Raw genomic sequence first — 13,207 nt, forward strand, 5'->3', positions numbered from 1 at the left:
ACAGCTCTTATCAATGCATTACTAACAATAAGAATAACTAGAAATACACAAACTGAATAGAGAAATTGTACTATTGAACCTACTTTCATATAAAAAGCACCCCTTTTTTTGATTTGGAATTGTTTATATATTCGCTTAAAGCGTCCCAAACCCTTTTTAGCTTAATCAACCAAGGAACAGATGCCACCGGCGAGCTGTTCCTTGGTTCGTTGAGCTATCGACCCGTTAATGCCAGCGACGAGTCTAATGCTTTATTTTCCCAGTAGCATAATTACCTCCATTTCAGCTCTAATTTTATCCACAAAAAAAGACCCGCTATAATTTCCTATACAAGCACAAAGCCGGCGTCCGCATAAACTGCGAACGCCGGCTTCTCTAATCGGACCTCACTTCGGTTTCCCCGATTGATCGTGGGGAACGACGACCGTTGCCGAAGCATCGGCTTTGTTCCCGGCCTTGTCGGTGGCGGTATACGTGATCGTATAAATCCGTCCCGAGCCGCGGCCTTCCCTTTCCGCACGGAGGCTGAACGAAGTGTCGAACGTGCCGATCCGCGCGTTCTGAATATCGTCCGCACCGCCCGGCTCGCTGCTCGTGATCGACTTCAGCACGACCGAGTCGATCTGCGAAGTGTCATCCGCCGCGTAAACGGAGGCCGTTACGGTAACCATTTTTTTGTTGGCCGGCCAGAGCGTCGTTTTGTCCAGAACGACGCGAACCGTCGGCGGTACCTTGTCGATGTTCATCGTGACCGATTTGGCGGTCTCTTCGTTGCCGGCCTGATCGACGCTTTTGTACTCGACCGAGTGGGTGCCGTACACGGACAGCGTAACCGGCTGCGTATAAGACGACCACAAGCCGCCGTCGACCCGGTAAACCGTTGCGGCAACCGACACATTATCCGTTGCCGTGAGCGTCAAGGTCGGATTCGAAACGTACCAGCCGTTTTTGCCGTCGACCGGGCTCGCCGCCGCCGTCGTAACCGGCGCCGTCCGGTCCAGACGGATGGTCGTCGACTGCACATCTCCCCGCACTCCACTGTCGTCCACGCTGCGGTACTCGACCACATTCGTGCCTTCCGCGGCCACGGTAAAAGCATCGGCATACGCCGTCCATTCGCCCTGGTTGATTCGGTATTCAACGGCGGCGGCATCCGCCGAACCGTTCTGCTCCTCGATAGCGACCCGGACCGGCTGACGGTACCAGCCGTTTTGGCCGTCCGGCGCTTCGGGTGTCAGCTTGGCCGCAAGCCGGTGCGGCGCAGCATTCACCGGAAAAGACGTCGTTCCGATCGCTCCGGCAAACTGCCCTCCCACGCTGACGGCATAAGTTCCGGGGATCCGTTTTTTCTGCTTATAGCTGAACTGGAAATCCCCTTTGGCGTCGCTTGTCCCCATATCGAGAAAATCGATTTGGCCTGCGGCATTGCGAACCTGGACGGTGACAAGACCGGCGGCCGCGGCGCCCGTGCTGCCGGTAATCGTTACGATGCCCGTGCTGTCGTTCAGCGAAGCGGCGACTGTCGGCTGCGCAGCCATCGCCGCAGGCACTGCCGCTGCGATAAGCAACAAACAAGACAGCATGATTATGATCGTTCTCTTCAAGCTTTCTCCTCCTTCGAATGCGGGGCGGAAGGAAACGGCTCAAGCCGTCCTTCCGCATCCGTGCCGCATCAAGATCAAGGACTCGTCACGACGTTCGATACAAGCTGTTTGCCGGCAAGGCTGTTCCATGCAAAAGCTTTCAGCTTATAACCCGCTATGTTCGCCGGCAAATTGAACAGTCCCTCGAACGCCGCCTCCGCCCCTCCGGGAACGGTTTGCTCGACCATCGCATAGCGCACCATCCGGTCCTGCCCGTCGTAAAGCGCTATAACGAGGACGCCGCTTTGCGGAACGGCGGAGTTGTTGCGGAACGAAGCCGCGGCCCGCGTATCGATATCTCCGCTTAATCCGGGGATCGCTCCCCCGTTCAGATCGCTGAGCGTCATGCCCGAGACCGTAAACAATCCGGCGCCCCAATCTTTGTTGTAACGAATCGGGTACTTGCCCACGGTGCCGATGCCGTATTCGTCGACAGCCGAAACCTCGATTTCGTTCGGACCTTCCCGCAAAACAAGCGGAACGCTGAACGGTTCGCCAGCCTGCACCGACCCGGGGCCCCACAACGTTTCCCCGTTCAGCTTCACCGCAACCGAAGCGGCTTTATTGACGCTGGCCGTCAAGGTGTACGCAGGCTCGGAAACGTCAGCGGGAACGGGTTCGACCGGCGTAATGATCGCAGCTTGCTTGTTATAGATGACCGTTAGCGATCTGGTATTGACCATGTCCCCGAAAACGTCGCTGTTTTGCGCGGAAATCTCGATACGATTCTCCCCTTCGGCAAGGGCGATCGTTTTTGAAAAATCGGCACCGGCTTCCATATATTCCGGCCCTGCGGCAACCGCGCCGTTATTTTTCACCGTAACGACCGCCGCATCCGTCATGTGCCCGCTTATCGTATAAACGGGAGCGGCCACGGTTTCGGAAGGCGGATTCGTAACGGTGAAAGCCGGTCCCCGCTTCAAGCTCACATCGGTAAACGCTGCAGCTGTTAAATAATCGAAGTTGCTTGTCGACTTGTTCGCATCGACAGCCATGCCGATGTACATTTGATCCGGCCACTGAACCTCCGCCGATCCGACCTTGCGCCAATGCTCCTTGTCTTGGCCGACGTAACCGGTAACGGCGCTGCCTTCCCTGACCAGCTTGAACCAATAAGGCGCCTGGATCAGATCACTGCCGACGGCGTCCTCCGTAAATGCGCCGCCCGGGACACTCCTGTTCAAAAATTGCGCATGCACGCCTACCTCTTCCTCCTCCGACAAAGCGATCATCGCGGCGCGCGAATCGGTTTGCAGGCTCTCGCGGGCCATCAGCCCCACTCTGACGCCGTTGTCGATCTCGGAAGCGAAAGCGACGTTCGCGATCATTTCAAAATTGCCCTGCACCGGCTGGTACACATAATGAAAGCTGTCCTTGTTACCGGAACCGATGCTGCCGGAGCCCTTCACCTTATAGGTCGTCCCCGACAGGCTGGCCGTCCCGGGAATGCGGACCTGGCCGATATCTTCGGAAACCCACGGCGCCACGTTTTCCGGGCCGTTCACATGGATGATCTTGACCGACGAAAGCGTCATCGTGCCGGTGTTGTCGATCGCTTTGGCATACACGTAATGCTGGCCCTCCGAGGCGCCGGACCACGTAAAGACATGCGGCGCGGAGGCCGTCTCGCCCAATTTGACGCTGCCGTCGTAAAACTCGACCTTCGCGACGGTGCCGTCCTTATCCGACGCTTCCGCTTCGATGGCGATATCCGTACCGGCCGCAAACATTTGGTGCATCGTTATATTCGTAATGCTTACATCCGGATTCGCCGACCCCGAAGTCGTCAAGGAGTTAATATACTTCTCCAGATTCGTATAGCCGTCCCCGTTGTAATCTCCGTTCCGGTCGGCCGGATCGTGCGGGTTCAGTCCGTGCGCGGCCTCCCAATCGTCGGGCATGCCGTCGTGATCGCTATCCTGCGGAGCGGGCTCGGAGTTCAGCACCGGCAAACCTCCGTCGCTGGCGATCGTATTGACGATTTTTCCCGTCCCGTGGATCACATCGTTTACAATCCGCGCATCGAGCGAGTCCCGCTTCGGCAAAACAGCCCCGGCTCCGGCCAGCACCTTCGCATAAGCTTCCTCCGCGCTGTCCGTGGAAACGGGCCCGCCGATCGGATCGTCCGCATCCGGAAGCGCTGCCGGCCTGGACAAACGCGTCACGGACGAAAGTCCGTAATCGGGTTGAACGGCCGACGCCCAGTTGTCCGCGTACACGTCGGGATACCCTTCGATGACGTTCCCGTCGATGTACCATGTTCCGGCGTATTGGCTGGAAGGATTGACGAGCCGTTTTTTCACGCGGTCAAAGGTGCTCGGGCCGGGTTTATAGTAGTTGTTTATCATATTGATACCCGTCGCCTGTTCGCCGCCGTACGCCGAATTGAAGCCCCAGTTGTACACGACGTTGTTCCGGTAATCGATTTTGGTCGGCGTATTTACGGCGTCGACCTGCCTGTCGAAGCGCGGGTTGCGGCTCGCATGGTTCGCGATCAGATTGTGGTGGTATGTCACGTTCGTGCCGCCCCAAATGCCGCCGTACCCGTGCGCGCCTTTGCCGTGAATCGACTGGTTCAAACTGTCGCTGACGATGCTCCACTGCACCGTGATGTTTTTATGCTCCTTCAGCGAAAACGTCTCGTCGGTGCTCCAGCTGAACGAGCAGTGGTCGATGATGATGTTGTCGCCGGAGGCGTCCGCCGTGTCTCCGAGCAGGTTGATCCCGCCGCGGAACCGGATGTGGCGGATGATGATGTTGCTGTCGCCGCTGCCGATATTGACCCAATAGCCGCTGAGCGCGATCCCGTCGCCCGGCGCCGTCTGGCCTGCGATCGTCAGGTTTTTGCCGCCGATCGTCAGCCGCTCCTTCAGCCCGATATTGCCCGATACCCGGAAAACGATCGTCCGGTTGCCCTGGCTGACGGCGTCGCGGAACGAGCCTGGAATCGGCGCTTCATTTTTGCTAGGGGCGTAATCTTCGAGCGTCGTCACCTCGTAGACGTCCTGCCCGCGGCCGCCGGTCGCATACATGGCCCCGCCTTCCGCGCCCGGAAACGCCGGAACTTTGCGCTGTGCGTTCGGATCGATTTTTACGGTGAGCGTTTGGATCGTTCCCGCACGGCCGCTCTCGTCCACGAGGCGGTATTCCACCTTGTTCGCGCCTTGCGCACTAACCTCGAACTCCGCCGCGTAGCCGGTCCAGGCCCCGCCGTTCACGCGGTATTCCGCGCGGTACGCGCCGTATTCGTTGTGGGTGATGCCCAGCGAAACGACGACGGGTTTCGTGTACGTATCGTTCACCCCGTCGGGCTGCCCCGGCGCTACCTCCGCTTTGATTAGCGGCGACGCGAGCGGGAGGATGACCGGCTGCGACTGCGGGTCCCAGCCGCCGAATATGCGCGGCACCGTCAGCTCGCTCGCCTCGGCCGCGGTCATTTGCGTGCCGAGCACGCGCGTGGACGGGCTTGCCCCCGGTCCCATGCTGTTATACTCGGCAAACAAATATGGATTCACCTGCATCGTCGTCCAGCCTGCGGGAGCGATATGATCGTCCATCCACGTGTTGATGTAACGCACGGTCGGATAATCCTGCCACGGGCGGCCCAAATAGTGCTGGCCGGCCGTAGTGCCGTTTTTCACCAAACGTGAATTCATGAAAACAAGCCCCGCATCGGACGTGTTTTTCGTCGCAGCCGCGGTGACGTAGCCGCCGGTGCCGGTCTCCGGCGTATTGATGCTGACCGCGTCCACATGATCGAACACGGCCGCCGTAGCCGGTCCGTAAATGTAGTCGACGCGTCCCTGGATGACGCTGTGGCGGTAATACTGCCTGCCGATCCGCGGACTCGTCAGGGCGATCCCGGCATACAGCGTATCCTGATAACCGATCATCTTCACGTTTTCAAATACGGCCTGATCGGCGTTGACCGCCGCGGCCAAAGCCTGGCCTTCGGACGGCGGCGCGTCGTTTTCGAACGTGATGTGGCTTGCCGTAAACCGGTTGCCGTTTACGGTAACCGTTGCCGTATTCAGCGGCTGGTTCGGCATTTTCGCGTTCGAGTCGTTCCAGACGATTTTCGTTTTGTCGCGTCCGGCACCGACAAAGCTGATGAGGGGCGCGGCCACGGTCACTTTTTCCCGGTAAATCCCTTCCCGGATGAAAATGACGGTGCGGGCCGCATTGCCTGCCGGGACGGAGCTCACCGCTGCCTGCACGGTCGTGAAATCGCCGTTTCCGTTCGGATCGACGACGATCACTTTCGCGGGAGCGGCCGCCAGCTCGTCCGAAGCCGGGCCTTCCCCGCTTCCATTAGTCGCGGTTACGACGTAATAATACGTCGACCCGTTTATGACGCCGGTGTCTTTGTATGACGTTGCGGAGAGAGCGCTCGCCACCGCCGTATAAGGGCCGCCGGCGGCCTCGCTTCGCTTGACCGTATAGGAAGCGGCGCCGGGCGCCGGATCCCACGTCAGGCTGACGCTTCCGTCGTCCGCCGTAGCCGAAAAACCTGCCGGTGCCTCCGGCGCGCCGGGAACCTGAACGTACGGCACCGCCTTCGCCTGATTCGAGATCATGCTCTCGGTGCCTCCGCTCACCGCCGTTACGACGTAATAATACGCCGTGCCGTTCGCCGGCTGCGTATCGGTGAACGCCGCCGCGGCCACGTTGCCGGCGATTTGCGTATACGGTCCGCCGCTGACCTCGGAGCGCTTCACGTTGTAATAGGCGGCGCCCGGCACGGCTTCCCAAGCCAATCCGACCTGGCCGTCGCCCGCAGCCGCCTTCAGGCCGGCCGGGCTCTCGGTGACCGGAGCCGATTGTGCCGGCGCCGACGAAGCCTCAGAAGCCGGCGCGGCCGAAGAAACGTCCGTCCAAAAGCCAATCGGAATCAGTTGGATTCCAAGTAATAAACTTATCCCTAAACGCAGGGCTTTGTTCATGCAGCAGCCTCCTAAAAGCTTTCCGTCAGGAAAGCTTGCATCGTAAGCATTCGCTAAGTTTTCCGAAAAATAGCCGGCATCATAAGCAATAGGCATTAGCTAATCGGACTGTGATCACGGCAGCCCGGCTTCTTCCGAGAGCGGCTTCATTCCGCCGAGGTTGTCCCAAACAAACGCCTTCAGCTTGTAGCCGCTCCCTGCGGCAGGCAGCGTAAATCCGGTGCTTAACGTCCTCGTCTCCCCGGGAGCAAAATCGGTGGCAACGCAGGAGTAATCGATCATCGTATGGTCCCCGTCGAACAGGACAAAAAACACGCTGATTTGCTTGTGCGCGGCTGTCGTATTCGCAACCTGCTTGCGCGCGACCACATCCCCGGACGAAGGCAAGGTGCCGAGACGCTGTCCGTTCAAATCGTAAAATTCCGGTTCCCCGGCCCAAAACGTATACGTCACATCCAATTCGGCCGAGCTCGCGTTTCCTGCGGCATCAACTGCATTTATCTCGATGTGGTTGGCGCCTTCCGCCAAGGTCAGCGGATAAGAGAAAGGTACGCCGCCCGCGGCATATACGCTGTCCGCAACCGTAACGCCGTTAAGCTTGACCGTTATATTGGCGTTTTCGTTCACCGTGCCTTGTATCGCATACACGGCTTCCCGCACCGAAGCCGGCGGAGCCGCAATCGTCAACTCCGGCGGAGCCGCGTCATAATAGACCGTAACGGCGATCCGGTCGGAAAGCGCGGCGTTCGCTCTTTTCGCCGTCAGCTCCAACCGGTTTTCTCCCGGCGTCAGCGGAACGGGCACGCGAAACGCGCTTTCGGCAAGCACGGAGGAATAGATTGGCGATTGGTTGTTGTACACGGTGAGCGTGGCGCCGGTTTCGTACACCGAACCCGTAACCGTCAGTTCAGGGGTATTCACCCACGGATTCACCGGGTTCACGCTCAAGCCGACCGGCGTTCTTTCCGCCAGCACAAAATAGCCGATATTGCCGGAACCTGCCGGCGCGGCCGTATTCAAACCCAACGTCACGGTGGCGCCGGGGGCAAAATCCTGCTTGTACACTTTCAGCGCAACGGCTCCCCCGTCGAGTATGATTTTATCCTGCGTATCGGTCCAGCTGGACAGCCAAGCGGGCAGCGCTGCCCGATCGTCCATCGCCACATACACGGTCGCCCGGTCTTTTGCCGGAAACGTGGCGATTTGCGGCTTGTCCGAGTAGGATTGGGATCTGATGTCCGGACTGATCCAGTCCATCTGCGAATATTTGGCCGGCAGCCCGGTAATCCGGTACGTACTTGACGCAAACGGCGCATCGCCGGCATGAATGCCGGATTTTACCGACCAATTGGCGGAGTAGTAGGAAGCCCACAGCGTAATCGTGCCGATCACGCTGTTCTCCGGGGTTGCAACCGGAACGTTGGCGTTCGGCGCCGCCTGAATGATCGTTGTCGGACCCTCGTGATAGAGCCCGGTCCGGGAATCTTTCAGCACCGCACTGACCCCGACGTCGTACGTTTGGCCATTGACGATCCGCGGGGCCGTCGTGCCGACGTAATAATTTTTCGCGGAGCTTCGCTCCGTCGGAACGTTTTTCCCGGTATACTTCAGCAAATACCACGGATCTTCGGCCGTCGCCCTCGTTTTGACATAATAGTAGGAAGCGGCGGTTACCGATTCGAACCAGAGGCCGATCTCCTGGTCGCGCGGCACCCAGGAGTAAATGTCCGGAGCTTTCGGTATTAGGCTCGGTTCGGCGGCGCTCACCTTCAGCTTGCCGATGTACTCGCCTCCGTCGCCTTTGGGCGTGCCGATTTCGATTCGCGAAATGTCCAGGTTGCTGTCGGCCATTGCCCTCGATGCGGACAAAGCTCCGTTCACCCAGACGTTGAATTGCTGCGTCACCATATTCACTTCGACTTTGATCGTATACCAGGCGTCCACATTATACGATGAGGTAATCCCCTGTATGGCGGTATTCGGAAAATAAACGAGACCGCGCGAGGTGCTGCTGTCCGTGCCTATGCGGACGACAGGGATGTTTTGGCTGCTTATCAGGGAAAACATGACGTTCTGCACTTTTTTGGGGCCGGGCTGCATAAAGCTGAACTCGGCCGTGACCGTTCCTTTTTGCGGCGAAGCGAACGTTTTGGCAATTTTCGCCGTTCCGGTTCCCGCTCCCGCCACGCCGACGTACATGCCTTTGCCTCCGCCGTTCGGGTCGACCATAACCGCTGCAGCCCCCGTGCCGGACGCAGGAGCCGTGAACGAATAGCCGAGCGACTCGGCCGTCATACCGTCGTCCATTTGCGTAAAATCGTCGTCGATGAAAACCGTCCCCGCTGACTCTGCGGCGAACGCCGGCTCGTTTTGCAGCCATATGCCTCCGCCAAGCAGCGCATTCAGCAGTAATGCGAAGATAAGCACGCGCTGAATTTCAATGCGCAATATGATGACACCTCCTCCGAAAATGGAAAGCAAGCGTGATCGTGCGAAATGCCACTTGCTGTGTGAAGCGGACGTTCCCCCTCCCTCGCCATGATAGCGCTATCATTTTGTGACAAAAAAACAGACGCCTGTCCCATTATAAAATGAGACAAACGTCCGTTTTAGGGTCAAATGTACCTTTCCTGTAGGGCGAAAACGCTCCTTTACGTCGGACCCGGCTTCACTTGGCCTTCAGCCACTGAAACGGTGTCGTATTGAAAAAGAGGTTCGGGTTCACCTGCACATTATGCGCCCAAAAGGTGAAATGCAGATGCGGTCCCGTCGAGAACCCGGTGGTGCCTACGAGACCGATGATATCGCCCTGCTTCACCCGATCGCCTGCTTTTACCCGCAGCTCGGACAGATGGGCATACTGCGAGAAAAGCCCCATTCCATGGTCGATGTAAATGGAATTCCCGGTGAGATACAAACTTTCGGCCAATGCGACGATACCGTCGTTGGTCGCCTTGATCGGGGTGCCTTCCTTCGCAGCCAGATCAATAGCCATATGGGAGCTGTCGTATTTCCCGTTCACGTAGCGGGTATATCCGTAAGGCGTCGTCAAAATCCCTTCAACCGGTTGGACAAACGGGCCGTTAAAAAGAAACTCCGGCTCCGACTTGCTGCGCGCCAGATCGATTTTCTTCTGGTCCGCCTGAATCCGCTGCGTATCCTGGCGCATGCTTTCCATTTGCTTTGTTACTTTCAGGTATTGCGTTTCGAATTTCTTCGCTTCAATCGTTAGCGTTTGATCGCCGATCGGATACTTCCCGGGCTTTGCCCCCATGGTGATGGGGAGATAGGTGAAATAGCCGTCTGCAAAAGGCTGCAGGACATACGTTTTACCCAGCCACTCGACCTTCCCCGGTTTGTTATGGCGTACGAGCACGACGTCGCCCGGTGCGGATGTTTCCGGAAGGAGCGACCACTCCGAGCGGATTACGGCTTTGGCGATATCGGCCGAAGCGTACAAAGACGCCTCCTTTTTCATACGCAGAAGCCGCTCTTTCTCTTCGTTCATGATCGCGCGAATGTCCGGTGTGACCTCGCTGCTCCAGGTTTGTCCCCCATCTGCCGTCACCAATATCGGAGTCGGCAGCTCCTTCGTATCGCCTGCGAGCGCCCACCCGATCCGGTCCGTCAAAAATTGCGACTGCTTGACGAGAAACGTTTTAGACCCCACCGTTACTGTGTCGGGCTGCGGATGCTTGCCGGGGTCAAGCAATCCGAACGTCACCGCATCGGCGGCCACATTGCCCGCAGCCTGATCGCCCGGCAAACCTGCATCCGCTTCCTGCCAGTGCCCGCCCCCGTCATTCGTCTTCACCACGCCGTCCTGATATCTCAGCCAGCCATTTTCGAAGTCGGACATATGAAACTCGATCGCGATTCGCCGGACCGGCTCCTCTTCTCTCTGAGCCCCGGCATCCGCCGTCCGTCCCTCCTTTGGATTAAGCGCTGAAGTCCATTCCTGAAAATATCTTCCGTTGTACACGACGATACATGCCGCCGCCAATGCGACGAAGCCCATCAGCAGAAGCCAACTCTTCCTCGAGTACGGCGGCGAAGATCGGCGCTCGCGCCGCGTCTTTTGCGGTTTCATCCCAAATGCTCCTCTTCATGTTACTTGAATGAACTCTCTTCCGCCTCTTCAAACCAAGTCTTATACCCGTCGATATTCTCTTCCGAGTTGTCCGAGGCGTCGTACGTCTTGAAATATCGTGCGAAATAGACACGCCTACCGGCTTGATCGCCTTTGCCGCCGTTGATTACAAGGCGGATTTCGGATATTTCCAATTTCCATTTAACGGACCGGGCGATCTCATTCATGCTGTCAACGGTTGCAAACGTCTTGACTTTTGACAAAATCGACTCAACCGCATCGTTGCCCGGATTTTCCGTAACATCAACCGTGATAAGCAGATTGGGGCGGGTAAATGTAAATTTCACATTTTCAACGGACCCCGAAATCCCCTTCAAGTCTTTCGCTAACTCCTGGGTTGACTTGGTGTTGACCGAATGAGTAACGCTGCAGCCGATGATTATGGTTACGGTCATGAAAACCATTACCAGTTTAGGCAATATTTTTTTCAAAAACAAACTTATACCTCCGGCAGTTGAAAAAAATGAAAAGCCGCACCGAATAATGCGGATCATGGTGTAACGGTTGCAGATGAGCTTATTGGGGCCATATCGGCGATTTCAGAACGGTAACGGTTGCCAGAGCCGTTATTTGTGAACTTTCATCGTATGGAGGGATTCAAGATGAGAAATAAGCTCTGCCACAACCGTTACGATTTAAAAATGACGCTTTTGAGCCAAATAAGCTCGGTGGCAACCGTTAGCCTGCCCGTATAGCTGACTCACATGCAACTGTAAATATCCCGAAGTGCCGTCACACCTGCTGCACGAATTATTTATAGATTCGGAAAATATTATGGCGATTCCAGCAGCGACCTTTTGTTGTACTCACGTTCTTCTTTTTGCGACAGCTTTTTGTTCTGGTCCAGCTTTTGCTGCGCCCTGATGATCGTCTCCACATCAACCTCGGTGCCAGCCGCGATCTTGTCGGCGTTTAGATTTGTTTCGGTATCGATCTCGTTCAGAGGAATCAATCTTTTATCGCGACTCTCTATGATAAGTTGCTGCAGCTCCTGCAGATGTACGTACAGCAGATCATTGATCCCTTTTTGCGCCGGAAAGCGGCGCATTTCGATGCGCCTGGCGGATACGTCCTTATCCTGCATATGCTCCAGGTTGGTCGCTTGATAATGCGGTGCGTTGCCCACCTGCTCCACAGTCCTGACGAATGTAAACACACGATTCATCAATTCGTTGACCAGGCGATCGATCGACCACTTCTGATGTATCGGCCCGTTATACGCCTGATCGAATTCGTGGATGACCCGAACAAATTCGGCCCGCAATTCCTTAGGCAGCTCTTGGACGAGCGGTGCGTTGATGAAGTCTGCATCCAGTTTACGCCAATGGTCGGCGTTATTGGTATAAAGCACAATAAAATTGCGAAACGCCACGGAGCTTTCCCCGAACGTGGACGCCCGATCGAGCGACAGATGACCGCCGCCGATCTCGGCATCCGGTTCCAGTTTAAGTTTCTTTGCGGCATTGAATATATCGTTATCGATGATGTGTTGAATTTCCTTGCTGCCCTTGAGATCCTTCAGACTGGTGGGCGCCGTCTGCGTTTCAATGCACCCGTCATCGATATCGAGCACCCACCACCATTCCCGCTGCAGCTCTTTGAGCTGATATTTGAACGCCCGGGCTTTAGGGCTTTTGGTCTTGCCTTGAGGGGGGATCTCGATACCGCCGGAAGTCCAGCGTTTGATATAATCGTTGGCCTTCTCCATAATGGAGTCGTCCTTCCCAATCTTGAGTCGTGCAATATCCGGATTGGTGAACGTGAACTCCGTTCCGATCTTCATGTCCTCGTTAACGCTTGATAGCGGGGTATCATATACCGACTGTTCCGCCGCATTGATCTGCTGGATAAGCGAGTTGAGCGCACCAATGGCCTGAGCATGATTGAGCAGCGGACTATCGGGATGCCCGTCAGTCGTCGTCGTCTCGTCGATGAAAGCCTCCCAGGCTCTACGCAGAGAGGTGGCCTTGGTTTTCAGATCGGGTCGCTCCTTGATAAGCTCGGACACGCGTAGGTACTCTTCCCATACGTGAGAGCCGTATATGTTGTAGATTTGACCGCGCGTTACCGCACCCACTAGCGGACCTGTCACGGCGGGATCGACGAAGCGCTGCAGCGGAGCTGATTGCTCCCCGCCCAGCCATTTGAGCAGCGACTGGTTGCCGATCGTCCGCTGCAGCTGCAGGAGTTGAGCGGCGCCCACGACCGGCTGCTTTAAACCGGCGGGACCCGAAGCATCCGGCCGGGGAGCGGCCGATACTTCGGTGCGTAGCCCGGGAGCGGCGGCACGTGAATTTTTTGCAGCCCTTGTATTCAAGCAATCACCTCAAATTTGTATTCGTTCGTTAGCCCCTTGTGCAAAGAGTCCGCCACCGGAGAAACGTATGGTCCAATAGACCATTCAATAATAGTAAAACACAAAAAAATAAAAATATGAATAGAGCTTCCAGTTTATGTATGATGGAAATGGG

At 56.8% G+C, this 13,207-nt stretch carries 6 protein-coding genes; all 6 read right to left on the reverse strand.

What is annotated here, in order from left to right:
• Window positions 1–386: 386 nt before the first annotated feature.
• Window positions 387–1,604 carry an OmpL47-type beta-barrel domain-containing protein gene (locus MYS68_RS20190; RefSeq protein WP_248927577.1) on the reverse strand — a complete coding sequence of 406 codons (1,218 nt, stop codon included), beginning with the start codon at window positions 1,602–1,604 and terminating at the stop codon, window positions 387–389.
• A 74-nt stretch (window positions 1,605–1,678) separates the two neighbouring features.
• A complete protein-coding gene (locus MYS68_RS20195; RefSeq protein WP_248927578.1) occupies window positions 1,679–6,586 on the reverse strand; it encodes a pectinesterase family protein in 4,908 nt (1,635 codons plus the stop codon).
• 114 nt (window positions 6,587–6,700) lie between these two features.
• The gene (locus MYS68_RS20200; RefSeq protein WP_248927579.1) at window positions 6,701–9,034 is read right to left on the reverse strand and encodes a pectin esterase; all 2,334 of its coding nucleotides are present in this window, start codon (window positions 9,032–9,034) and stop codon (window positions 6,701–6,703) included.
• Between the two features lie 220 nt (window positions 9,035–9,254).
• On the reverse strand, window positions 9,255–10,676 hold the full coding sequence (locus tag MYS68_RS20205; protein WP_248927580.1) for a M23 family metallopeptidase: 1,422 nt from the start codon (window positions 10,674–10,676) through the stop codon (window positions 9,255–9,257).
• Window positions 10,677–10,696: 20 nt separating this feature from the next.
• A complete protein-coding gene (locus tag MYS68_RS20210) occupies window positions 10,697–11,167 on the reverse strand; it encodes a hypothetical protein (protein WP_248927581.1) in 471 nt (156 codons plus the stop codon).
• 341 nt (window positions 11,168–11,508) lie between these two features.
• Window positions 11,509–13,053 carry a hypothetical protein gene (locus MYS68_RS20215; protein ID WP_248927582.1) on the reverse strand — a complete coding sequence of 515 codons (1,545 nt, stop codon included), beginning with the start codon at window positions 13,051–13,053 and terminating at the stop codon, window positions 11,509–11,511.
• Window positions 13,054–13,207 lie beyond the last annotated feature (154 nt).

This window comes from Paenibacillus hamazuiensis (assembly GCF_023276405.1).
GTDB lineage: Bacteria > Bacillota > Bacilli > Paenibacillales > NBRC-103111 > Paenibacillus_AF > Paenibacillus_AF hamazuiensis.